Raw genomic sequence first — 23,072 nt, forward strand, 5'->3', positions numbered from 1 at the left:
CCTTGCAGCCGTGAGCTGCAGCCAGCACAGACCTTAATTCTTGCCCATGATCAACATCACGCTCCCCGACGGCAGCCGTCGCCAATTCGAATCGCCCGTCTCGGTCATCCAGGTCGCCCAGTCGATCGGCGCCGGCCTGGCCAAGGCCACCATCGCCGGTCAGGTCGACGGCCAGTTGGTCGATGCCAGCGACTTCATCGTCCACGACGCCAGCCTGCGCATCATCACTGCCAAGGACTCCGAAGGCGTGGAGATCATTCGCCACTCCTGCGCGCATCTGGTCGGGCATGCGGTCAAGCAGTTGTACCCCGAGGTCAAGATGGTGATCGGCCCGGTTATCGCCGAAGGCTTCTATTACGACATCTACAGCGAGCGCCCGTTCACGCCGGACGACATGACCGCGATTGAGCAGCGCATGCAGGAGTTGATCGCGCAGGACTACGACGTGATCAAGAAGGTCACCCCGCGCGCCGAGGTGATCGAGGTGTTCGCCCAGCGCGGCGAGGAGTACAAGCTGCGCCTGATCGAGGACATGCCCGACGACATCACCGCGATGGGCCTGTACTACCACCAGGAATACGTGGACATGTGCCGCGGCCCGCATGTGCCCAATACGCGCTTTCTCAAGGCGTTCAAGTTGACCCGCATTTCCGGCGCCTATTGGCGTGGCGATGCCAAGAACGAGCAGCTGCAGCGCATATACGGCACCGCCTGGGCCGACAAGAAGCAGTTGGACGCCTACATCCTGCGCATGGAAGAAGCCGACAAGCGCGACCACCGCCGCATCGGCAAGCAGCAGGACCTGTTCCATCTGCAGGAGGAGGCGCCCGGCCTAGTGTTCTGGCACCCCAAGGGCTGGTCGCTGTGGCAGGTGGTCGAGCAATACATGCGCAAGGTCTACCGCGATAGCGGCTACGGCGAAGTGCGCTGCCCGCAGATACTGGACGTGTCTTTGTGGCAGAAGTCCGGCCACTGGGACAACTACCAGGACGCGATGTTCTTTACCGAGTCTGAGAAGCGCACCTACGCGGTCAAGCCGATGAATTGTCCCGGTCATGTGCAGGTGTTCAATCAGGGCCTGCACAGCTATCGCGACCTGCCGATACGCTACGGCGAGTTTGGCGCCTGCCACCGCAACGAGCCCTCAGGCGCGCTGCACGGCATCCTGCGCGTGCGCGGCTTCACCCAGGACGACGGGCACGTGTTCTGTCTGGAATCGCAGATCGAATCGGAAGTCACCGCGTTCCATCGGCAGGCGCTGGCGGTCTACACCGCGTTCGGCTTCGACGACATCCAGATCAAGATCGCATTGCGTCCGGAAAAGCGCCTGGGCGATGACGCCACCTGGGACAAGGCCGAAGCCGCGCTACGCGGCGCGCTGGGCGTGTGTGGGGTGGGGTGGCAGGAACTGCCGGGCGAGGGCGCTTTCTACGGCCCCAAGATCGAATACCACCTCAAGGACGCCATCGGCCGCACCTGGCAGCTGGGCACCATGCAAGTCGATTTCATGATGCCCGGTCGCCTCGGCGCCGAGTACGTGGACGAGCACAGCCAGAAGAAGCATCCGGTCATGCTGCACCGGGCGATCGTCGGGTCGATGGAGCGTTTCATCGGCATTTTGATCGAACATCACGCCGGTGCGTTCCCCGCTTGGCTGGCGCCGGTCCAGGTCGTTGTCGCCAACATCACCGACGCTCAGGCCGAATATGTGGACTCGGTTCGGAAAACCCTTGCAAATCAAGGCTTCCGTGTGAGCGTCGATTTGCGCAATGAGAAGATCGGTTATAAGATTCGCGAGCATACGCTGCAACGCGTGCCATATCTGCTCGTGGTCGGTGACCGTGAGAAGGAAAATGGCGCTGTCGCCGTAAGGGCGCGTTCGGGAGAGGATCTTGGGACTATGACGGTCTCGGCCTTCATCGAGCGCCTGCAGGCAGAGCAGGTAGCGTAGGCCAACCCCGGCCGGTCTGGATAATAATCCGGATGCGCCGGTTCGATTCCCCTGGGAGATTGCAATATCAGTACCCCTGACAACAAACAGAACCGCAAGAACCAAGAAATCCGTGTGCCGCGCGTTCGCGTGATCGGCAGCGAGGGTGAGATGGTCGGCGTGTTGTCGCGCGACGAAGCGCTCGCCAAGGCCGAGGAAGAAGGCCTGGATCTGGTCGAAATCCAGCCGCAGGCAGATCCGCCGGTCTGCAAGATCATGGATTTCGGCAAGTTCAAGTTCGAGCAGCAGAAAAAGGCCAACGAGGCCAAGAAAAAGACTAAGCAGGTCGAGATCAAGGAGCTCAAGTTCCGTCCGGTCACCGACGAGGGCGACTATCAGATCAAGCTGCGCAATATGCGCCGCTTCCTGGAAGATGGCGACAAGGTCAAGGTCAACATCCGCTTCCGTGGCCGTGAAATGAGCCACCAGGAGCTGGGTCGCGAGATGGCGACTCGAATCGAGGCCGATCTGGGAGAAGATATCGTCATTGAATCCCGTCCGCGCCTGGAAGGGCGGCAGATGGTCATGATGATCGCGCCGAAGAAGAAGATCTGATCCGACGTTGCGACGGGCCCCGGTGGATCCGTCCCGGTTGCAAGCTCAACGATTTGCAAGAATTTCCGGCAACGGGCATACTGCTCGGCCCGGTTTTGCCGGGGAGCCGTGCAAGCGGCACCAGGACCTGTCCGGATCGTGTTCGATCAAGGGCTTACAAGCAGGCAAGGGCAAGGATGGAAAGCGTGGTCGCAAGATTGCCGCCCCTGTCAGTGACAAAACACCATCAAGGACATAGCAATGCCCAAGATCAAAACCAACCGGGCGGCGGCCAAGCGTTTCCGCAAGACCGCCTCCGGCAAGTACAAGTGTGGCCACGCAAACCGTAGCCATATCCTCACGAAGAAAGCGACCAAGCGGAAGCGCAACCTGCGGCAGACCAATCATGTCCGTGCCGAGGACGCAGGCCGTCTTGACCGTATGCTTCCCTACCTCTGAGGACTGAATCATGGCACGAGTAAAGCGTGGTGTGCAGGCGCGCCGCCGCCACAAAAAAGTTTTGAATCTGGCGAAGGGCTACTACAACGCCCGTCGTAAAGTCTTTCGCGTCGCCAAGCAGGCGGTCATCAAGGCCCAGCAGTACGCTTACATCGGTCGTAAGCAGAAGAAGCGCGTGTTCCGTGCGCTTTGGATCACCCGCATCAATGCGGCAGCCCGCATCAACGGTCTTAGCTACAGTCGTTTCATGAATGGCATGCTCAAGGCTGGCATCACTCTGGATCGCAAGGTGTTGGCTGACATCGCCGTGCACGATGCGGCCGGCTTTGCCGCGCTAGCTGAGAAAGCAAAGGGCGCACTGGCTGCTTAAGTGCAGGTCCCTCTGCAAGAGCCCCACGGCGTATAGGTGCGAGTCCCTCGCAAGAGTCCGCACATCCATGTGCTGGCTGTTGAAACGGCAGATCATCGCGAGCAACCGTGCATTTAGTGTGCAGGTCTTCGGTGAGAGAGACGCAGATATGCAGGGGGAAGGGCGCGAGTCCTTCCCCTTTTGCATTTAAGACAACCGGCATCGGTTGATTCTATGACTGGCAGGATTTGGGTGGCAATGCGTTCCGGTGTATCCGGAAAACACCGTTCGGCTGAGCAGTTGAGGCGCGAGTGCTAATGAGTGAGATTCAATCCCTGACTGCGCGCGCGCTGGCCGATGTCGCCGCCGCGCAGGCGCCGGAACAACTGGAGGCATTGCGTGTCGCATTGCTCGGCAAGAGCGGCAGCATCACCGCCCAGCTCAAGCAGCTCGGCACTTTGCCTGCTGAGCAGCGCAAAGCTGCTGGCGAAGCGATCAATCTGTCGCGCGATACACTGACCGCTGCGCTGTCCGAGCGCAAACACACGCTGGAAACCGCCGCACTGGATGCACGTCTGGCCGGTGAGCGCATCGACGTCACGTTGCCGGGTCGTCGAAGTGAGCGCGGCGGCTTGCACCCGGTCACGCGTACGCTCGAGCGCATCGTCGAGATCTTTGCGCGGCTTGGTTACGAGTTGTCGGACGGCCCAGAAATCGAGGACGACTGGCACAACTTCGAAGCCTTGAATTTTCCGCCGCACCATCCGGCGCGCGCGATGCACGACACGTTCTATTTCGGCGATGGCCGCCTGCTGCGGACACACACCTCCGGCGTGCAGGTGCGTTACATGGAGACGCACAAACCGCCACTGCGCATGATCGCCGCCGGCAAGGTGTATCGCTCCGATTCGGACCAGACCCATTCGCCGATGTTCCATCAGGTCGAAGGCCTGCTGGTGGACGAGCATTCCAGCTTCGCCGACCTCAAGGGCACCTTGTCCGAGTTCGTGCGCGCGTTCTTCGAACGCGATTTCGAAATGCGTTTCCGCCCCAGCTATTTCCCGTTTGTGGAGCCTGGCGCGGAAGTGGATATCGCTTGGCAGCAGCCCGATGGCGGCACCCGCTGGCTGGAAGTACTTGGCTGCGGCATGGTGCACCCGAACGTGTTACGCAGCGTCGGTGTCGACTCCGAGCGCTACACCGGCTTCGCGTTCGGTTTGGGCGTGGAGCGCTTCGCCATGCTGCGCTACGGCGTCAACGACCTGCGCGCGTTCTTCGAGAACGATGTGCGTTTCCTCAGGCAGTTTGCTTGATGGTGGGGAATCGGGGGTCGGCAATGGTGCATGGCAAGAGCCGCGCGGCTCTACTGGTTTCCTTCCGAAGGCCCGGCGCCCACGCTTTTGCGATTCCCCATTTCCGACTCCCGATTCTGGCTCTCCATGAAATTCTCTGAAAATTGGCTGCGCAGCCACGTGCCCATCCAGACGACCCGTGACGAACTTGCCGCGACGCTGACTGCGATCGGTCTGGAGGTCGAAGAGGTCACGCCGTTGGGCGAGGCCTTGGGGCAGGTGGTAGTAGCGCGCATTGTCGCGGCGGTTCGGCATCCTGAAGCCGATCGTCTGCAGGTCTGCAGCGTCGATGCAGGGCAGGGCGAGTTGCTGCAGATCGTGTGTGGCGCGCCCAATGCGCGCACCGGTCTGGTGGCGCCGTTGGCGCTGGTCGGTGCGCAGATCGGTGCGTTGACTATCACCGCAGCCGAGCTGCGTGGCGTGGTGTCCAACGGCATGCTGTGTTCGGCCAAGGAACTGAGTCTGGACAGCGATGCGTCCGGCTTGTTCGAGCTGCCGGACGATGCGCCGGTGGGACAGGCCTTGGCCGAGTATCTGGGGCTTCCCGATGCCAGCATCGAGATCAAACTCACGCCTAATCGCGCGGACTGTTTCAGCCTGCGCGGGATCGCGTTCGACGTGGCTGCAGCCTGCGCCAGCGAAGTCGTGGCGTTCGATGCGAGCGCGGTGGCGCCGGTGTCGACTCGCACGCTGGTGGTGGAACTGGATGCCGGCAACGAGGCGCCGCGCTATTGCGGGCGTGTGATCGAAGGCATCGACCCGGCTGCGAAGACGCCGGTTTGGTTGGCCGAGCGGCTGCGCCGCAGTGGCGTGCGTCCGGTGTCATTGCTGGTGGATATCACTCAGTACGTAATGCTGGAACTGGGTCAGCCGATGCATGTCTTCGACCTGGATACCTTGCAGGGTCCGATCGGCGTGCGGCGATCCCGCAGTGGTGAGCAGCTGGCGTTGCTGGATGGGCGGCAGGTTACGTTGGACGACAGCTTCCTGACCATTACCGACGCTGGTCGGCCGGTGGCATTGGCCGGCTTGATGGGTGGGTTAGACACGTGCGTCACCAATACCACGCGCAATGTGTTTCTGGAATCGGCGTATTTCGATCCGGCCGCGATCATGGGCCGTGGCCGCAGGCTTGGCCTGCATACCGATGCCGGACATCGCTTCGAGCGTGGCGTGGATCCGGCGTTGCCGCCGCAAGCGGTCGAAGTGGCCACGCGGTTGGTGCTGGAACTGGCTGGTGGCACGCCGGGCCCGGTGGTGCATGCACAATTGCCGCAGCATTTGCCCCAACCATCGCGCATTTTGCTGCGTCGTGCGCGGATTGCGCGCGTGCTCGGCATCCAGATCGAAGATGTCGATGTTGTACGCATTCTGAGTGCGCTCGGTATGCAACTCGAAGCGTTCGCCGAGGGCTGGCAGGTCGTGGCGCCGAGCCGTCGCTTCGACATCGCCATCGAAGAAGACTTGATCGAAGAATTGGCGCGCATCCATGGTTATGATCGCGTGCCGGCCACGTTGCCCGGCGGTGCAAGCCGCATCGCGATGCCGAGCGAAACCCAACTGGACGAGCTCAGCGTGCGTCGCCAACTGGTCGCGCGCGAACTGCAGGAAACTATCAATTACGCTTTCGTCGACGCCGCGTTGTTGAAGCGCTGGCAGCTGACTGACGGCTTGATGCCGTTGGCAAATCCGCTCAGCGCCGAGCTGGCAATCATGCGTCCGTGCTTGTTGCCAGGCCTTGTGGCAACGTTGGGCCGCAACGCTGCCCGTCAGGTCGGGCGCGTGCGCCTGTTCGAGCTGGGCAAGGTGTTTGCCGCTGCCGACGAAACTGGCGCAGCTCCGCAGGAGTCGCAGCATGTCGCCGCAGCGGTGTGCGGTGATGCCTTGGCACTGCAGTGGGGCGAGTCCGCGCGCAAGGTGGACTTTCACGACTTGAAAGGCGATCTGGTGGCACTGGCTGCGGCCAGTGGCGCGGTGCTGGAGTTCCAGCCGTCGACGCAACCGTTCGGGCATCCGGGTCGGTCCGCCGATATTTACCGCGATGGCGCCTGTATCGGCTGGATCGGGCAGGTGCATCCGCGTCTTGCCAAGGTGTTGGATATCGATATGGACGTGATTGCGTTCGAGCTGCAGCTGACGCCGTTGGTGCAACGCGCGCTGCCGCGTGCCGGCGAGTTGTCGCGATTCCCTTCGGTGCGGCGCGATCTGGCTTTCGTGGTGCCGGAAGAGGTGACCTGGGCAGCGCTGTCGACCACCGTACGGGCCACGGTCGGGCCGCTGTTGCGCGAGGTGCAGTTGTTCGACCGTTATGTCGGGCAAGGGGTCGAGCCAGGTTTCAAGAGTCTGGCTATGGGCTTGATTTTGCAGGATAACTCGCGCACTCTCACCGACAGGGATGTGGATGCGGTCGTTACCGCTGTGGTCGCTGTGATCGAGCGCGAGCATCGCGCCCGGATTCGGAGTTGAGGCGGTAACCAGGGGATTGGCATGGCATTGACGAAAGCGGAAATGGCCGAACGTCTGTTCGACGAAGTCGGCCTGAACAAGCGCGAGGCAAAGGAATTTGTCGATGCGTTCTTCGACGTGCTGCGCGATGCGCTGGAGCAGGGCCGTCAGGTGAAGCTGTCCGGTTTCGGCAATTTTGATTTACGACGCAAGAATCAACGGCCCGGCCGCAATCCCAAGACCGGTGAGGAAATTCCGATCTCGGCACGTACGGTAGTGACCTTCCGTCCGGGCCAGAAGCTCAAGGAGCGGGTGGAGGCTTATGCTGGATCCGGGCAGTAATCGCGAGCTACCGCCGATCCCGGCGAAGCGCTACTTCACCATCGGCGAAGTCAGCGAGCTGTGCGACGTCAAACCGCATGTGCTGCGGTATTGGGAGACGGAATTTCCGAGCCTGGAGCCGGTCAAGCGGCGCGGCAATCGACGTTATTACCAGCGTCATGACGTGCTGATGGTGCGCCAGATTCGGGGCCTGCTGTATGAGCAGGGCTATACCATTGGCGGTGCGCGCCTGCGCCTGGAAGGTGACGGTGCCAAGAGCGAGTCGGCGCTGAGCAACCAGATCATTAAGCAGGTGCTGATGGAACTGGAAGAAGTCCTGCAACTGCTGCGGCGCTAGGAAAACGTTTCACAAAGCCGCTATAATTGCAGGCCGTCTTGGTGGCGGGATGCAGTATTTTCGGGGTATAGCGCAGCCTGGTAGCGCACTAGTCTGGGGGACTAGTGGTCGTCGGTTCGAATCCGGCTACCCCGACCAAACATCAAGCCCATGTCTGGTGACATGGGCTTTTTGCTGCGCTGCAGCTTGCAATTTGCTGTTGTCATATCGGTGACACGATACGTAGATCGGCATACTGGAGAACCTCAAAATTGAATGGCAGAGTCCGTTTAGAACAATCCGGCCATCCTATGGATCTCGTTCACAGAACGGCGCTAAGTACCCGAAAACGCTCTAAATCAGTAACGCACTGGCAGTACGTAAGTCACGTTTTGTTAATGTTGTAACGGCGAACTTGAATCAATAGTCCAACGTCGTCAAAAAAATGGCGTGCAGCATCTTGCGATGTGTTGGTTCTATGCCATAGTGCAGTGCAGCACGCCATGCCTGTCGTGCTCCCGATGCGTTCGGGAAAAATTTCTCTGTCGTACGTTCGTGCTGGCGCGTTGGCCGGTTGAATGTTGCGCGAGGTCCTGTGCCAACCAAACGAGGCTGCCAGCCACACGCATGAAGAAACTGATCGGACGATTCTGCCAAAGCATCAGCTTGGCGTTGATCTGCTCGATGACACTGGGCGCTTGCAGCACTGGTAAGGATATGGCTTCCTCATTGCCGCTCCCTGACCCGCTCGTAATGTCGGAAGTGCAGCCAGAGTATCGACTCTCTCCGGGCGACTTGCTGCTGGTCAAGGTATTCCAAGTCGACGATCTGGAGCGGCAGGTTCGCATCGACCAGAATGGTCACATCTCGTTGCCTTTGATAGGCGACGTTGTGGCCACCGGCATGGGTGTGGGTGAACTCGAAAAAATGGTGGCCGACCGGTACCGCGCCGGCTATCTGCAGAATCCGCAGGTGTCGGTCTTCGTGCAGGAGTCCAATGGCCGTCGCGTCACGGTGACCGGTGCGGTCGACGAGCCTGGTATTTACCCGGTCATCGGCGCCAACCTGACCCTGCAGCAGGCGATTGCGCAGGCCAAAGGTGTGAGTACGGTCGCCAGCCGCAGCAACGTCATCGTGTTCCGCATGGTCAACGGGCAAAAGATGATCGCGCGATTCGACCTGACCGCGATCGAGAAGGGGGCCAATCCGGATCCTGAGATCTACGGCGGCGACATCGTCGTGGTGTATCGCTCGGATGCGCGCATCTTGTTGCGCACCATGCTGGAACTGACCCCTCTTATGATGGTTTGGCGCGCTTACCGATGAGCATGAATTCCGACAATGGTTCCTCTTCGTCTCATCGCCACGGACATCTCGCGCTGGCGGAGGTGGGTCTGATTGACTACTGGCGCGCGCTGGTGTCGCAGTGTTGGCTGATCGTCCTGATCACCCTTGGCGCAGTGTTGCTGGCCCTTGGCATCACCTTTCTGATGCCCGAGAAGTATCGTGCGACCAGCACGCTGCAGATCGAGAGAGACTCGCTCAACGTGGTGAATGTCGACAATCTGATGCCGGTGGAGTCGCCGCAGGATCGCGATTTCTATCAGACCCAGTACCAGTTGCTGCAAAGCCGTTCGCTGGCGCGTGCAGTGATCCGCGAAGCTAAGCTCGATCAGGAGCCTGCGTTCAAGGCGCAGGTCGACAAGGCATTGGAAAAGGCGGCTGCCAAGAACCCGGAAGCCGGCAAATCGATTGATTCGCGTCGGGCGATCGTCGACCGCAGCTTGACAGACACCTTGCTGGCCGGCCTAGTGGTCGAGCCGATCCTCAATTCGCGTCTGGTCTACGTCAATTACGATTCGTCGGACCCGGTGCTGGCCGCCAAGATCGCCAATACGTATCCCAAGGTGTTCATCGTCAGCACGCAGGAGCGCCGCATAAAGGCGTCTTCGTTCGCGAGCCAGTTCCTGTCCGAACGTCTGGAGCAGCTGCGCGCAAAGGTGGAAGACTCGGAGAAGGATCTGGTCTCGTATTCGACCGATGAGCAGATCGTGTCGTTGGGCGATGACAAGCCGTCGCTGCCCGCACAGAATCTGACCGACCTCAACGCGCTGCTGGCATCGGCGCAGGACCTTCGTATCAAGACTGAGGCCTCCTGGCGTCAGGCCGCGAGCGGCGATGCCATGTCGCTGCCGCAGGTGCTCAGCAATCCGCTGATCCAGAGCTTGCGTGGCGAGCAGATCCGCCTGACGAGCGAATATCAGCAGAAGCTGTCGACCTTCAAGCCTGACTACCCGGAAATGCAGCGCCTCAAGGCGCAGATCGAAGAGTCGCGTCGTCAGATCAATGGCGAGGTGATTAACATCCGTCAGTCGTTGAAGGCGACCTATGACGCGTCGGTTCATCAGGAAGAACTGCTTAACCAGCGCATTGCAGGTTTGCGTAACAGCGAGCTGGATCTGCAGCGCCGCAGCATCCGTTACAACATGCTTAAGCGCGACGTCGATACCAACCGCCAGCTCTACGATGCGCTCTTGCAGCGCTACAAAGAGATCGGTGTTGCCAGCAACGTTGGCGTCAACAACGTGACCATTGTCGACACCGCAGACGTGCCTACGTCGAAGACTTCGCCGAAACTCAAATTGAACCTCGCTTTAGGCCTCATCTTTGGCATATTTCTGGGCGTGGCTGTGGCCCTCGTGCGGTACTTCTTGGGCGGCAATGGGCCGGAGACACGGTTGAACTGACATCGTGATGTTGCAAAACGATGGTTAATTGAAGTGACAACTGATTCAGCGTGGAAAAGGTGGGATCCCGTATGTTTCGGGCTCCTTCGTTTGAAGGTTTGTCTCTGTTGAAACAAAGGGCTGTCGAGTGATCTGGGGTCGGTAGGCATCACCGCAGTGATTGCTCGACGGAGATGATTAAAAGCTCGCGTGCGATTCGTATGTTTCCCCGCATGCGCCGTATCGAGTTTGGAGGACATCCCCATGCTTTTGGCAGACTTGAGTAGCGCGACTTACACGACATCCTCTCCGCGATTGTTGTCCAAATATTCGGCTGCAGCCGACTTGGTTTTGCGTGTATTCGACCTGACCATGGTCGTGGTTTCCGGTCTGGTGGCGTATCGCATCGTCTTTGGCTCCTGGGTGCCGGCGGCACCGTATCGGGTCGCGATCGCCACCACCCTGTTGTATTCGGTGATCTGCTTTGCCCTGTTCCCGCTCTATCGAAGCTGGCGCGGTCGTGGCCTGCTGAGCGAGTTGATGGTGCTGGGTGGGGCATTTGGCGGCGTGTTTGCGCTATTCGCGGTGCATGCACTGATCGTGCAGGTGGGCGAGCAGGTGTCGCGTGGATGGATCGGACTGTGGTTCGTCGGCGGCTTGGTTTCGCTGGTGGCTGCACGTACCTTGTTGCGCGGCTTCTTGAATCATTTGCGCACCCAAGGTGTGGACGTGCAGCGGGTGGTGGTGATCGGTCTGCGCCACCCGGTGATGAAGATCAATCATTACCTAAGCCGCAATCCGTGGGTCGGTATGAATCTGGTCGGCTATTTCCGTACTCCGTACGACATCGCCATGACCGAACAGCGTCATTCCCTGCCATGCTTGGGCGACCCGGACGCGTTGATCGAATATCTGAAGGACAATCAGGTCGAGCAGGTCTGGATCTCGCTGCCGCTGGGCGAGCGTGATCATATCAAGCAGCTGCTGCAGCGTCTGGATCGTTATCCGATCAACGTAAAGCTGGTGCCTGATCTGTTCGACTTCGGTTTGTTGAACCAGTCCGGCGAGCAAATTGGCAACGTTCCGGTAATCAACCTGCGCCAGGGCGGCGTGGATCGCGACAACTACTTCGTGGTTGCCAAGGCCTTGCAGGACAAGATCCTGGCCGTGATCGCCCTGATGGGCTTGTGGCCGCTAATGGCTGCGATTGCAGTTGGCGTCAAGATGAGCTCGCCGGGTCCGGTGTTCTTCCGCCAGCGCCGCCATGGCCTGGGCGGTCGCGAGTTCTATATGTACAAATTCCGCTCAATGCGCGTGCATGACGACCATGGCATAACCATCCAGCAGGCGACTAAGAACGACACTCGCATCACCCGTTTCGGTGCGTTTCTGCGCCGCAGCAGCCTGGATGAGTTGCCGCAAATCTTCAACGTGCTCGGTGGCAGCATGTCGATCGTTGGTCCGCGTCCGCATGCCGCGCAGCACAACACACACTACGAAAAGTTGATTAATCACTATATGCAGCGCCACTACGTCAAGCCGGGCATCACTGGCTGGGCGCAGGTGAACGGCTTCCGCGGCGAAACCCCGGAGCTGCGCACGATGAAGAAGCGCATTCAGTACGACCTCGACTACATCCGTCGTTGGTCGCTGTGGTTGGATATCCGCATCATCGTGCTGACCGCAGTGCGTGTGTTCGGACAGAAGACCGCGTACTGATTGTGGCTGGGAGTATGCGACCTGGCGCGTATAGCGCCGCGGGCGGCTGCATCGCAGCCGCCTATTTCGAGCAGGCGTCTGCATGCTGATCCGAATGAGCGATGAGACCCGCGTCCGCTGGCACAACTCATTGATCGAGCTCACGCTATTGGTCGGCGTGGGTTACAATCTGGTGCTGGCCTTGATCAACGCCAACGTGTTCGCAGTGCGCCCGGCGGTCACCTATGTGGTCGAGTTCATGGTCTACGCGGCCTGTTTTGTGCTTGGTCTGGGTTCAATGAGCCGCAAGCGCATCGCATTGGTCATCAGTGGCTTGGGGCTGATTGTTACTTTGATGTTCGTGCGCTTTTTGGTGAACTGGCAGATCGACCCAAAGTTTTTTCGCGATGCGCTTGTAGCGTTCGCTTTCGTCGTGTTAGGTTCAGGCTACACCGGTTCGCTGCCAAAGTTGTTCATTCGCATGACCATCATCGTCTCGCTGGTTGCGGCCTTCGAACTGGCGATGCCGAGCGCGTACGGTGATCTGGTTAATCCAAAGAGCTTCTTCGTCAATGCGCGTGGCATGAGCGCCGAAGGGTTCTGGAACGAAGACAGCAATCTGTTCGTCAGTGCGACGCGACCGGGCGAGCGCAACTTTCTGCCGGGCTCCAATCTGCCGCGTGCCTCCTCGATATTCATCGAGCCGGTGACGATGGGCAATTACATTTGCTTCTTCACTGCGATCGTGCTCGTGTTCTGGCGCTGGATGCGGCCCTCGATGCTGATCCTGTCGGTGGGCTTGATCGGCTTCATGATCGTGGCCTCGGATGGAAGATTAGCCGCTGGTACCTGCGTGCTGATGGTCTTGCTGTCGCCGTTGTTGAAACGCCTGGATCAGCGATTAGCATTCCTGGTGTTCCTGGTGGTAATCATGACGGCGTGGTTGCTGGTTTGGTTCACCGGAATCACGGCGTATCAGGACACCACAATGGGGCGGGTGTTCTTCACGGTTCACTCGATGAATAACCTGTCGTTCAAGTCATGGATGGGCCTGGATTTTGCGCAGGCATATCGTTATTTCGACAGCGGAATTTCGTACTTCATTGCATCGCAATCGATCGTGGGCGTGCTGGCGTTTCTGTTGTCGTATTCGTTCTTGCTATTAATGCCGAGCAAGGAAGGCCAGCTGTTCAAGAACCTGGCCATTTTCGCGTTCGCGCTGAGTCTACTGGTGTCCAACGGCTACTTCTCAATCAAGACTTCGGCCCTGTGGTGGTTCGTCTGCGGTTGCCTGTGGCACATGCTGCCGACCTGGTCTGCGCCTATGACGCCCAACGATCCGATCAATGATGATTCAACGGCGAATGGCGGGCAGTTGCCATTGCGTGCGGGAGCGGCGCGATGAGTGTGACGGCAACGCCTGCGTCGCTGTCGGCATGGCCTGCGGCTGGCGCGCACGCTGCAAACACCGGGCGCGCACGCGATCCGCGCATCGATGCCGCCAAGGCGATCGCCATCCTGTTGGTGGTGTTCTGCCAAGCCAAGGGTGTCCCGCAGGGCATGACGTTGTTCGCTTACAGTTTCCATGTGCCGCTGTTTTTCATGGTGTCGGGATGGCTGGCGGCTGGCTATGCGTCGCGGACGGGGTTGTCGCAGACGGTCGGCAAGCAGGCGCGCAGTCTGCTGTTGACGTATGTCACGTTCTATCTGCTGGGCTATGTGTATTGGTTGCTGACACGCAACATCGGCGAAAAAGCTGCGCGCTGGGGAAGTCACCCGTGGTGGGAGCCGATCGTCTCGATGTTTACCGGCATCGGCCCGGACCTGTACGTGCAGCCCCCGCTGTGGTTTCTGCCGGTGATGCTGGTCACCGTAGTGGGTTACGTTGTGCTACGCCGCTGGATGTCGCCGATGCTGATCGCGGTGGCGTCGTTGATCGTGGCGTGGTTCTGGATGAACTGGTTTCCTGCGCAGCGCGTGCGGATTTTTTTCGGCTTGGATGTTCTACCGGTGTCGCTGTGCTTCTATGCACTGGGTGCATTGCTGATCTACTTTTCGCCGCGCCTGCCGAAGTCCTTGCCTGGCAGCGCGCTTGCGACGCTGTTGCTGGCAGTGCCGGTGGCTTGGCTTGCGGACGCGAACGGGCGGATCGATCTCAATATGCTGGAATTCGGGCGTAACCACGTGTTGTTCCTGGTGAGTGCGGTGCTGGGCGCGTTGATGGTGATGTGTGCAGCACGGCTGGTGCAGAGCTGGGCCTGGGTGCAGTGGATCGGCCGCAACACGCTTTTGATTCTTTGCACCCATATGCTGGTGTTCTTTGCGCTGTCCGGGGTTGCGGCCTTGTCCGGTGGGTTCGGCGCGTCGCGCCCAGGGTTGGGTTGGGCGGTGTTTGTTACGCTCTTCGCCTTGGTCGCGTGTGTACCGCTGCGCTGGGTGTTGATGCGTTTTGCTCCCTGGACGTTGGGTGCCCGTCCGGTGGTGGCATGACAGGGGCTGCGGCATGACAACTGCACCGTATTCCACGAATGCTGGGCACAAGAATACCCTGGCAAATGCCAAGCCGGCACCTGCCGTGACGCGTGATTGGCAGATCGATGCAGCAAAAGCGCTGGCGATCGTTCTGGTCGTGTTGGGACACGCTAGCGGAATGCCTCTGGCGTACAAGCTGTTCGCTTACAGCTTTCATGTTCCGCTGTTCTTTGTGCTCTCCGGTTGGGTGGGTGAGCGCTTCGGTCGCCGTGCCTTGAATGTAGCGACGCTAGCGAAGTTGGGGCGCACGCTATTGGTTCCCTACCTTGCTTTTTTCCTGGTTGCCTATGCGTTGTGGGTGCTGACGGCCCTGTTTGATAAGCCAGCGCCGCATGCGCAGGCTCGCCCGTGGTGGGACCCGTTTTTTGGCTTGTTATGGGCCAATGGGTCCAGTTTGTATGTGCTTCCGGCGCTGTGGTTTTTGCCCGCGTTGGCTGCCACAACGCTAGCCTACATTGCACTGCGTGAGCGCCTGAATACGACCGTGGTGGCTGCGCTCAGTCTGCCGCTTGCATTGGCATGGGCCGTTTGGTTTCCGTCGCTGCATCTGCGTCTGCCTTTTGTGCTGGATGTCTTGCCTGTTGCACTATTCTTCATTGCAGTAGGCGGCTGGCTGTCGCGCTTTGCCGATGCGCTGCGCTCGTTTGGGTTACTGGTTTGGGCATTGGCACTGCCAGTGATCTCAGCGGCATGGTGGTTGCTGGCCGGCTTGAATGGGCAGGTGGACGTGAACAACCTGCAGTTCGGGCATTCGGCGGCGCTGTTTTTGCTGGTCAGCTTGCTGGGGACTGCGATGACGCTGTGCGTGGCTTACTTCATCCGGCGCTGGCGGTGGGTGCAGTGGATCGGTACCAATACCTTGCTGATTCTGTGTACGCACACGATGGTATTCCTGGTGGTCACCAGCGTGGTGGCACGAACGGGAGTGATTGCACGTAGCACGATCGGTACACCTGCTTGGGCGATGGGGCTGTGTATGTTTGCGATCGCTGCATGTGTGCCGATGCGCGCTGTGCTGGTGCGTGCGGCGCCCTGGATGTTGGGGTTGAAACGTAAATGACGAGTTTTCAAAATCATCAGCCGTCGCAGCAAATGATTGCGCGTTGCTGGCACAGGAGATTGGCGTAATGAAAGTGGTACATGTCGTCCGCCAATTCCATCCTTCGATCGGAGGTATGGAGGAAGTCGTTCTCAATGTTGCCCGCCAACATCAAGCCAACAGTGCCGACACGGTGGAGATCGTTACTCTGGACCGTGTATTTACCGATCCGGACGTGCACCTCGCGGCGCAGGAAATGCATCAGGGTCTTCCGATCCGTCGTATCGGCTATCACGGATCGTCGCGCTATCCGTTGGCACCGTCAGTACTCAGCGCAATTCGCTCGGCGGATCTGGTGCATCTGCACGGCATCGATTTCTTCTACGACTATCTGGCGCTGACCAAGCCGCTACACGGCAAGCCGATGGTGGTGTCCACGCACGGTGGATTTTTCCACACCGCGTACGCATCGGGCATGAAGCAACTTTGGTTCCAAACGCTCACCCGCACCTCGGCGCTGGCCTATGCGCGTGTGATCGCGACCAGCGAGAACGATGGCGATCTATTCGCCAAAGTCGTGTCGCGGGCGCGGCTGCGGGTGATCGAAAACGGTGTGGATGTGGAGAAATACGCAGGGCAGGGCGCAGCGACGCCAGGGCGGACGATGCTTTATTTCGGACGTTGGTCGGTGAACAAGGGGCTGATCGAAACGCTGGAGTTGCTGCAGGCCGCACTCAAGCGCGACACGCAGTGGCGGCTGATCATTGCCGGTCGCGAATACGATCTGAAGGAGGCCGACTTGCGCAAGGCGATCGCTGAGCGTGGGCTGCAAGACAAGGTGCAGTTGAGCATGTCGCCGTCGCAGCAGCAGCTGTGCGCCTTGATGCGCCAGGCGCAGTTCTTTGTGTGCCTGTCGGGGCATGAGGGGTTTGGTATTGCCGCGGTAGAGGCGATGAGCGCGGGCCTGATTCCGATTCTCAGTGATATACCGCCGTTCGTGCGGCTTGCCAGCGAGTCGGGTCAGGGCGTGATCGTCAATCGCGACAAGATCGAGGCTGCGGCCGATCAAGTGCAGGCGCTCGCGCTCCAAGCCGATGTCGACTTCGACACGCGTCGTGTTGCGTCGATGGCCTACGTCAGTCGCTACGATTGGAAACATGTGGTTGGGCGCTACATCGACGAATACCACATTGCATTGGGCGCAGCTCGCGTGCAGGAGGTGGTGCGATGAGCGCGCTTGCGTCCCCATCGATGACGCGTGCAGCCGTCCAGCCGAAGGTCACGGTGTTGTTCTCCACCCCCAAGCCCGATGCCAGCACCAACCCGTATCTGACCCAGCTCTACGACGCGCTGCCCGCTGCGGTGCAGCCGCGCTTCTTTTCGATGCGCGATGCGTTGCTGTCGCGCTATGACGTGCTGCATCTGCATTGGCCCGAGTACCTGCTGCGCCACCCTTCCGCTGCGGGCACCTTGGCCAAGCAAGTCTGCGCAGCGTTGTTGTTGCTCAAGCTGCAGCTGACCGGCACGCCGGTCGTGCGCACTTTGCACAACCTGGCGCCGCATGAGGACCGTGGATGGCGCGAGCGCAGCCTGTTGCGCTGGATCGATCGTTTGACGCGTCGCTGGATCCGTATCAATGCGACCACGCCGCCGCGTCCGCCGTTCACCGACACCATCCTGCACGGTCACTATCGCGACTGGTTTGCGACAATGGATCAGGGCATCGCAGTTCCGGGGCGCTTGCTGCACTTCGGTCTGATTCGCCCATACAAAGGCGTCGAAACGCTGCTGGAGGTCATGCGCGAGGTGAACGATTCGCGCGTGCATCTGCGCATCGTCGGCAATCCCGCGACGCCGCAGATGCGTAAGTTGGTCGAAAACGCCTGCGCGCAGGACTCGCGTATCAGCGCACTGCTGGCCTATGTCGAAGAGCCGGTGCTCGCGCGTGAAGTCAGCGAGGCCGAGTTGGTGGTGTTGCCGTATCGACAGATGCACAACTCCGGCACGTTGTTACTGGCGTTGTCGCTGGCGCGCCCGGTACTGGCGCCGTGGAGCGAGTCGAATGCGGCCATCGCCGAGGAAGTCGGCCCGGGCTGGGTGTTCTTGTATGAGGGCGACTTCGATTCGGCGCTGCTGACCGGCATGCTGGACAAGGTACGTGCTGCGCCGCGCAGTCCGGTACCGGATCTTTCGCAACGCGATTGGCCGCGGATCGGGCAGTTGCATTACCGCACGTATCTGGAAGCGCTGGGCAAAGATGGAGACGCAGCGCTGTGACCGCAGAGACCTCGACGATGCCACCTCATACGCCGCCACCGCAGCGCAGCCTGGGTTCGCGCGCTGCCGGTGGCGCAGCGGTGACCATGCTTGGGCAGTCGGCCAAGATGGTCGTGCAGTTCGGCGGCATCATTCTGCTGGCGCGGTTACTGACACCATACGACTACGGTTTGATGGCGATGGTGACCGCCATCGTTGGCGCTGCCGAAATCCTGCGTGATTTCGGTCTGTCTGCCGCTGCGGTACAGGCCAAGCATGTCAGTCGCGAGCAACGTGACAATCTGTTCTGGATCAACAGCGGCATTGGTTTGTCGCTGTCGGTAGTGGTGTACGCATCGGCGCATCTGATCGCGAACTTCTACAAAGAACCGGTCCTGATGACGATTTCCCAGGCGCTGGCGGTGACCTTCCTGATCAACGGCATGACCACGCAGTACCGCGCGCATTTGAGCCGTGGTCTGCGCTTTGGCCAGGTTGCGCTCAGCGACGTTGGCTCGCAGGTGCTGGGTTTGGTCGCGGCGGTTGCTGCCGCATTGCTGGGCTGGGGGTATTGGGCCTTGGTGATTCAGCAGGTCGTGCAAGCCATCGTCAATTTCATCATCGCCGCGAGCTGCGCACGTTGGTTGCCGGGCGGGTATCAGCGTTCCGCGCCGATGCGCGATTTCATGAGCTTCGGCTGGAATCTGATGGCCGCGCAGTTGCTGGGTTACGCCAGTCGCAATGTGGGCCAGGTCATCATCGGTTGGCGGACCGGTCCGGACGCGTTGGGTCTGTACAACCGCGCGTTCCAGTTGCTGATGATGCCGTTGAACCAGATCAATGCGCCTGCCACCAGTGTCGCGTTGCCGGTGTTGTCGCAACTGCAGGACGATCGCGAGCGCTTCAGCGCATTCCTGCTGCGCGGGCAGACGGTGATGGCGCACCTGATCTTTGCACTGTTCTCCTTCGCCTGCGCGCTGGCCATGCCGTTGATCGTTCTGGTGCTTGGCAAACAGTGGCGCGAGGCAGTGCCGCTGTTCCAGGTACTGACGCTGGGCGGTATTTTCCAGACGGCGTCCTACGCGACATACTGGGTGTTCCTCGCCAGGGGTTTGATGCGCGCGCAGTTGATGTTCTCGCTGGTCAGCCGCATCGTGCTGATTGGCTGCATCTTTGTCGGTTCGCGCTGGGGTGCGATGGGCGTGGCGATCGGTTATTCGTTCGGTTTGCTGTTGATCTGGCCGTTGTCGCTGGTCTGGGTCGGCAAGATTTCCGACGCGCCGGTAGCCGCACTGTTCACCAATGCCGTGCGCGCGATGACGGCGTATGGCCTGGCAGGCGTCTGCGCTTACTACGCATCCACCACGGTCAGTGGCCCGCTGTGGCAGCAACTGGTCGTTGGCGCGGTCGCGATGTCCGCAGTTTGTCTGCTCGCTTTTGCGATCTGGCCCGCATTCCGCCGCGACGTGATTTCCATCGTTAACATCCGCAAGTTGCTGACACAGGCCAAGGCACGTCGATGAGATCGATAGTGTCTTCGCCCGCAGTCGGTCATGCTCTTTCCTACTCATTTATAGGATACGGCCCATGAGCGATACACCCGCCGCCGCTTCCGGCATTCGCCGGCCTTGCTATCTGGTCTTGTCCGCCCACGATTACCGCACACCACGGCGCGCCAATATTCATTTCATTACCGATCAGCTCGCGTTACGTGGTACGACACGGTTTTTCTCGCTGCGTTACAGCAGATTGTCTCGCATGAAAGGCGATATGCGACTGCCGCTGGATGACACCGCGAACACCGTTGTGTCGCATAAGGGCGTGGATTGCTATCTGTGGCGCACGACGGTGCATCCGTTCAATACGCGTCGTGGATGGTTACGTTCGGTCGAAGATGCCATGTTTCGCTGGTATGCCGCGCACCCGCCACGTCAGTTGCTCGACTGGATGCGCGAGGCGGATGTGATCGTGTTCGAGAGCGGCATTGCGGTCGCTTTCGTCGAACTTGCCAAGCGTGTCAATCCGGCAGCGAAGTTGGTGTATCGCGCATCCGATGGGTTGAGCACGATCAATGTTGCGTCCTACATCGAACGTGAGTTCGACCGGGTGGCGCCCAAGCTCGACGTGATTGCGCTCGTGTCGCCAGCGATGGCAGACGAGGTGGCAAGTCGCGATAACGTCTATCACGTAGGCCATGGTGTGGATCACAACCTGGACCAGTTAGGCGATCCATCGCCGTACGGCGATGGCATCCACGCTGTGGCTGTAGGTTCGATGTTGTTCGATCCGGAATTTTTTGTCGTTGCCGGCAAGGCTTTTCCCCAGGTCACCTTTCATGTGATCGGTTCTGGCATGGGCCGTCATTCTGGATACGGCGACAACGTGGTCGTCTATGGCGAGATGAAGCACGCCGAGACGATTGGCTACATCAAGCATGCGCGTTTCGGGATCGCACCCTATGCGTCCGAGCAAGTGCCTATCTATCTGGCCGATAGCTCGATGAAGCTATTGCAGTACGACTTTTTTGGCCTGCCTGCGGTCTGCCCGAACGCTGTCGTTGGGCCGTATCAGTCACGTTTCGGCTACACTCCCGGCAACGCTGACTCTGTCATTGCGGCAGTTAGCCGGGCCTTGGAAGCACCGCGTGTGCGTTATCGCCAGTGCCTGAATTGGTCCGACACTACCGATCGCGTGTTGGATCCCGGTGCGTATCCGGAAACCCGCCTGTATCCGCATCAGAACGCAGCTGTGCAAGTTTCTTCGACGACCGCGCTCTCGCATTAAGTAGAAACTCACTATTTAGGACACTCAATTCGTTATGGCCAAAGTCTTGCTGCAGAAGTGGGTAGAGTATGCAGAACGTCGCGCACTGTTCTGGTGGCAGCCCAAGACCTCTGGCGTAAACATGGGGGATTACCTGTCCAAGGTGATCGTCTCCTGTGTCCTTTCCTTGCAGGACAAGACGCTTATTGAAAAGCGCGATCTCAGCAAGAAATTGATCGCGATCGGGTCGGTGCTGCATTTCGCCAAAGATGGCGACACCGTCTGGGGCAGCGGCATCAACGGCAAGATTGCTGCCGAGAAAAATACCTTCAGCGCGCTCGATGTACGTGCGGTGCGTGGGCCGAAGACGCGCAAGTTTCTCGTCGATCGTGGCATCGCCGTCCCTGAGGTGTATGGCGACCCTGGTCTGCTGACGCCGATGTTCTTCCCCGCCGACGCGCTTGGCGCTGTGAAGAAGCGTCCTTTCGCCATCGTGCCGCACTTTAACGAGCCAGTCGAGAAATACAGCGCGTACGCAGATCACCTGGTGTTTCCCAACGTCAAGCCGGCAACCTTCATGGGTGCATTGCTGGGCGCCGAGCTGGTGATCAGCAGTTCGTTGCACGGGTTGATTCTTGCTGAGGCCTACGGGATCCCGGCGGTATATTTGGACTGGTGCAATGGCGAAGATCGCTTCAAGTACGACGATTACTACAACGGCACCGGGCGCATGGAGTGGCACTCCGGCAACAGTTTGGAAGAGTGTCTGGATCTGGGCGGTAACGGCGATTTCGATCTGAAAAAAATACAGGCCGGGCTGCTGGCCGCATTTCCTTACGACCTTTGGTGATTCGATGATGCAGAGCCAGCGCGTGGATGTGGAAACAACGACAGTCGCCAACGGCACGACACCGCCAGGTGTGGTGATTCCTCTGGGCGGATTTCCGGTGTTGTCTACAACGCAAGAAGCCTTTGCGCTCGACTTGTTCCATGCGCTGGCGGCCCATCAGCCGCGTCGGGTTTTCTTTGCCAATACCAACTTCATCGTGCAGTGCCAGGCGCTGCGGATGCGCATGCGCGAGCCCAGCGTGCGCATTGTCAACGATGGAATCGGGATGGACTTGGCGGCGCGGCTGATCCACGGTCGCCGCTTCGCCGGCAATCTCAACGGCACCGACCTGATTCCCTATCTGTGCCGCGAAAGCGCGCAGCCACTGAAGTTCTTCCTGTTGGGCGGGCGCCCCGGCGTGGGCAAGACTGCAGCGGCGACCTTGACTGGCACGCTCGGGCAACAGGTAGTTGGCATGTGCGACGGCTATGGTGAGTTTGCCGCAGCAGGCGAGGGCCTGGCCGAGCGCATCAATCGCTCGGGTGCCGATGTGCTGCTGGTGGCGTTCGGCAATCCGTTGCAGGAGCGCTGGATCCTCGATCACAGCCATGCGCTGAATGTGCCGCTGGTGTTCGGTGTTGGTGCATTGCTCGACTTTTTGTCCGGCACCGCCAAGCGCGCTCCTAATTGGGTGCGTCGCCTGCATCTGGAATGGATGTATCGGTTGCTCAACGAGCCGCGCCGTCTGCTTAAGCGTTATAGCTGGGATCTGCTGGTGTTCTTCCGTACCTGTCTGCGCGCGGGCAAGCACTTGCCGTGATGCGTGGCAGCGGAGTCTGGCCTAGCATGTACGCATGCATCCGACCGCCGCTGCCCTGATCCGTTCGCTCGACCTCGACCCGCATCCGGAAGGCGGGCATTATCGTCGCACGTATGCTTCTGCACGCCGGGTCACAGATAACGCGCAGGCACGCCCGGCGCTGACGGCGATCCGCTTTCTGCTCAGTGCTGGCGATTGCAGCGCATGGCACCGCGTGGACGCGGAAGAAAGTTGGCATTGGCAACAAGGCGACGCGTTGGAACTGCTGATCTACGATGAATCCAACCGGCACTTGCAGCGCTTGATTCTGGATGCTGCCGAGCGTGGCGAACCGATGCAGGTGGTGCCTGCCGGATGCTGGCAGGCGGCGCGTTCGCTCGGCGACTTTACCCTGGTCGGCTGCACGGTATCGCCAGGATTCGTCTGGGAAGGATTTGCGCTGCTCGACCTTACGTCCCCACTGGCTGCGCACCTGGCAACGCTCGTCCCACGCTGAGCCACCGCTGCAAGCGCGCGACCGAACGCTTCCCGAACGTGGCGGTCGCCGGCTTGGCGTAGTGTCCGTGTCAAACACAGGGTGCGGCACGTGATGCGACGCAAGGCAGCGTATCGGGAGCGGCTT

At 59.9% G+C, this 23,072-nt stretch carries 21 protein-coding genes and 1 tRNA gene; all 22 read left to right on the plus strand.

Features of this window, described 5'->3' with window-relative positions:
• The first annotated feature begins 46 nt into the window (after window positions 1–46).
• Entirely contained in the window at window positions 47–1,951 is a 1,905-nt protein-coding gene (thrS, locus tag J5I97_RS06205) for a threonine--tRNA ligase (RefSeq protein ID WP_208590176.1), read from the plus strand.
• A gap of 51 nt (window positions 1,952–2,002) precedes the next feature.
• Complete coding sequence (gene infC / locus J5I97_RS06210) at window positions 2,003–2,545, plus strand: translation initiation factor IF-3 (RefSeq protein WP_208591580.1); 543 nt, start codon at window positions 2,003–2,005, stop codon at window positions 2,543–2,545.
• Window positions 2,546–2,785: 240 nt separating this feature from the next.
• A complete protein-coding gene (gene rpmI, locus J5I97_RS06215) occupies window positions 2,786–2,983 on the plus strand; it encodes a 50S ribosomal protein L35 (protein WP_002811096.1) in 198 nt (65 codons plus the stop codon).
• A 10-nt stretch (window positions 2,984–2,993) separates the two neighbouring features.
• Window positions 2,994–3,353, plus strand: a complete 360-nt coding sequence (gene rplT / locus J5I97_RS06220; RefSeq protein ID WP_002811081.1) for a 50S ribosomal protein L20 — start codon at window positions 2,994–2,996, stop codon at window positions 3,351–3,353.
• 296 nt (window positions 3,354–3,649) lie between these two features.
• A complete protein-coding gene (pheS, locus tag J5I97_RS06225) occupies window positions 3,650–4,645 on the plus strand; it encodes a phenylalanine--tRNA ligase subunit alpha (protein ID WP_208590183.1) in 996 nt (331 codons plus the stop codon).
• A gap of 126 nt (window positions 4,646–4,771) precedes the next feature.
• Window positions 4,772–7,150, plus strand: coding sequence for a phenylalanine--tRNA ligase subunit beta (gene pheT / locus J5I97_RS06230; protein WP_208590195.1), 2,379 nt, complete (start codon window positions 4,772–4,774; stop codon window positions 7,148–7,150).
• Between the two features lie 21 nt (window positions 7,151–7,171).
• Complete coding sequence (locus tag J5I97_RS06235) at window positions 7,172–7,471, plus strand: integration host factor subunit alpha (protein ID WP_002811076.1); 300 nt, start codon at window positions 7,172–7,174, stop codon at window positions 7,469–7,471.
• Window positions 7,452–7,808 (plus strand): MerR family transcriptional regulator, encoded by a 357-nt coding sequence (locus J5I97_RS06240; protein ID WP_002811053.1) that lies wholly within the window; start codon window positions 7,452–7,454, stop codon window positions 7,806–7,808. The genes J5I97_RS06235 and J5I97_RS06240 overlap by 20 nt, the downstream gene beginning before the upstream one ends.
• 61 nt (window positions 7,809–7,869) lie before the next feature.
• A tRNA-Pro gene (locus J5I97_RS06245) sits at window positions 7,870–7,946 on the plus strand.
• Window positions 7,947–8,414: 468 nt separating this feature from the next.
• Complete coding sequence (locus J5I97_RS06250) at window positions 8,415–9,113, plus strand: polysaccharide biosynthesis/export family protein (protein WP_208590197.1); 699 nt, start codon at window positions 8,415–8,417, stop codon at window positions 9,111–9,113.
• Window positions 9,095–10,534, plus strand: coding sequence for a GumC family protein (locus tag J5I97_RS06255; RefSeq protein ID WP_208590199.1), 1,440 nt, complete (start codon window positions 9,095–9,097; stop codon window positions 10,532–10,534). Before J5I97_RS06250 ends, J5I97_RS06255 begins: the two co-directional genes overlap by 19 nt.
• A 243-nt stretch (window positions 10,535–10,777) precedes the next feature.
• Window positions 10,778–12,232: an undecaprenyl-phosphate glucose phosphotransferase gene (locus J5I97_RS06260; protein ID WP_208590206.1), complete on the plus strand. Its 1,455-nt coding sequence runs from the start codon at window positions 10,778–10,780 to the stop codon at window positions 12,230–12,232.
• Between the two features lie 94 nt (window positions 12,233–12,326).
• A complete protein-coding gene (locus J5I97_RS06265) occupies window positions 12,327–13,616 on the plus strand; it encodes a polysaccharide biosynthesis protein GumE (protein ID WP_208591581.1) in 1,290 nt (429 codons plus the stop codon).
• Window positions 13,613–14,701 carry an acyltransferase family protein gene (locus tag J5I97_RS06270; RefSeq protein WP_208590212.1) on the plus strand — a complete coding sequence of 363 codons (1,089 nt, stop codon included), beginning with the start codon at window positions 13,613–13,615 and terminating at the stop codon, window positions 14,699–14,701. The genes J5I97_RS06265 and J5I97_RS06270 overlap by 4 nt, the downstream gene beginning before the upstream one ends.
• Window positions 14,702–14,714: 13 nt before the next feature.
• Window positions 14,715–15,803: an acyltransferase family protein gene (locus tag J5I97_RS06275; protein ID WP_208590214.1), complete on the plus strand. Its 1,089-nt coding sequence runs from the start codon at window positions 14,715–14,717 to the stop codon at window positions 15,801–15,803.
• Window positions 15,804–15,870: 67 nt separating this feature from the next.
• Complete coding sequence (locus J5I97_RS06280; protein WP_208590216.1) at window positions 15,871–17,013, plus strand: glycosyltransferase family 4 protein; 1,143 nt, start codon at window positions 15,871–15,873, stop codon at window positions 17,011–17,013.
• Window positions 17,010–18,059: a glycosyltransferase gene (locus tag J5I97_RS06285; protein ID WP_208590218.1), complete on the plus strand. Its 1,050-nt coding sequence runs from the start codon at window positions 17,010–17,012 to the stop codon at window positions 18,057–18,059. Before J5I97_RS06280 ends, J5I97_RS06285 begins: the two co-directional genes overlap by 4 nt.
• Before the next feature lie 17 nt (window positions 18,060–18,076).
• The gene (locus J5I97_RS06290; RefSeq protein ID WP_208590220.1) at window positions 18,077–19,561 is read left to right on the plus strand and encodes a lipopolysaccharide biosynthesis protein; all 1,485 of its coding nucleotides are present in this window, start codon (window positions 18,077–18,079) and stop codon (window positions 19,559–19,561) included.
• A 64-nt stretch (window positions 19,562–19,625) separates the two neighbouring features.
• Window positions 19,626–20,822 (plus strand): glycosyltransferase, encoded by a 1,197-nt coding sequence (locus tag J5I97_RS06295; protein WP_208590222.1) that lies wholly within the window; start codon window positions 19,626–19,628, stop codon window positions 20,820–20,822.
• Between the two features lie 34 nt (window positions 20,823–20,856).
• Window positions 20,857–21,651 (plus strand): polysaccharide pyruvyl transferase family protein, encoded by a 795-nt coding sequence (locus J5I97_RS06300; RefSeq protein WP_208590223.1) that lies wholly within the window; start codon window positions 20,857–20,859, stop codon window positions 21,649–21,651.
• Between the two features lie 4 nt (window positions 21,652–21,655).
• Window positions 21,656–22,450 carry a WecB/TagA/CpsF family glycosyltransferase gene (locus J5I97_RS06305; RefSeq protein WP_208590225.1) on the plus strand — a complete coding sequence of 265 codons (795 nt, stop codon included), beginning with the start codon at window positions 21,656–21,658 and terminating at the stop codon, window positions 22,448–22,450.
• 34 nt (window positions 22,451–22,484) lie between these two features.
• Window positions 22,485–22,946 carry a cupin domain-containing protein gene (locus J5I97_RS06310; RefSeq protein WP_208590227.1) on the plus strand — a complete coding sequence of 154 codons (462 nt, stop codon included), beginning with the start codon at window positions 22,485–22,487 and terminating at the stop codon, window positions 22,944–22,946.
• Window positions 22,947–23,072 lie beyond the last annotated feature (126 nt).

This window comes from Xanthomonas fragariae (assembly GCF_017603965.1).
Lineage (GTDB): Bacteria > Pseudomonadota > Gammaproteobacteria > Xanthomonadales > Xanthomonadaceae > Xanthomonas > Xanthomonas fragariae_A.

Coding starts and splice junctions, on each gene's coding strand:
- thrS (WP_208590176.1), top strand. CDS start 47: ATGATCAACATCACGCTCCCCGACGGCAGCCGTCGCCAATTCGAATCG.
- rpmI (WP_002811096.1), top strand. CDS start 2,786: ATGCCCAAGATCAAAACCAACCGGGCGGCGGCCAAGCGTTTCCGCAAG.
- rplT (WP_002811081.1), top strand. CDS start 2,994: ATGGCACGAGTAAAGCGTGGTGTGCAGGCGCGCCGCCGCCACAAAAAA.
- pheS (WP_208590183.1), top strand. CDS start 3,650: ATGAGTGAGATTCAATCCCTGACTGCGCGCGCGCTGGCCGATGTCGCC.
- pheT (WP_208590195.1), top strand. CDS start 4,772: ATGAAATTCTCTGAAAATTGGCTGCGCAGCCACGTGCCCATCCAGACG.
- J5I97_RS06235 (WP_002811076.1), top strand. CDS start 7,172: ATGGCATTGACGAAAGCGGAAATGGCCGAACGTCTGTTCGACGAAGTC.
- J5I97_RS06240 (WP_002811053.1), top strand. CDS start 7,452: ATGCTGGATCCGGGCAGTAATCGCGAGCTACCGCCGATCCCGGCGAAG.
- J5I97_RS06250 (WP_208590197.1), top strand. CDS start 8,415: ATGAAGAAACTGATCGGACGATTCTGCCAAAGCATCAGCTTGGCGTTG.
- J5I97_RS06260 (WP_208590206.1), top strand. CDS start 10,778: ATGCTTTTGGCAGACTTGAGTAGCGCGACTTACACGACATCCTCTCCG.
- J5I97_RS06265 (WP_208591581.1), top strand. CDS start 12,327: ATGAGCGATGAGACCCGCGTCCGCTGGCACAACTCATTGATCGAGCTC.
- J5I97_RS06270 (WP_208590212.1), top strand. CDS start 13,613: ATGAGTGTGACGGCAACGCCTGCGTCGCTGTCGGCATGGCCTGCGGCT.
- J5I97_RS06275 (WP_208590214.1), top strand. CDS start 14,715: ATGACAACTGCACCGTATTCCACGAATGCTGGGCACAAGAATACCCTG.
- J5I97_RS06280 (WP_208590216.1), top strand. CDS start 15,871: ATGAAAGTGGTACATGTCGTCCGCCAATTCCATCCTTCGATCGGAGGT.
- J5I97_RS06285 (WP_208590218.1), top strand. CDS start 17,010: ATGAGCGCGCTTGCGTCCCCATCGATGACGCGTGCAGCCGTCCAGCCG.
- J5I97_RS06290 (WP_208590220.1), top strand. CDS start 18,077: ATGCCACCTCATACGCCGCCACCGCAGCGCAGCCTGGGTTCGCGCGCT.
- J5I97_RS06295 (WP_208590222.1), top strand. CDS start 19,626: ATGAGCGATACACCCGCCGCCGCTTCCGGCATTCGCCGGCCTTGCTAT.
- J5I97_RS06300 (WP_208590223.1), top strand. CDS start 20,857: ATGGCCAAAGTCTTGCTGCAGAAGTGGGTAGAGTATGCAGAACGTCGC.
- J5I97_RS06305 (WP_208590225.1), top strand. CDS start 21,656: ATGATGCAGAGCCAGCGCGTGGATGTGGAAACAACGACAGTCGCCAAC.
- J5I97_RS06310 (WP_208590227.1), top strand. CDS start 22,485: ATGCATCCGACCGCCGCTGCCCTGATCCGTTCGCTCGACCTCGACCCG.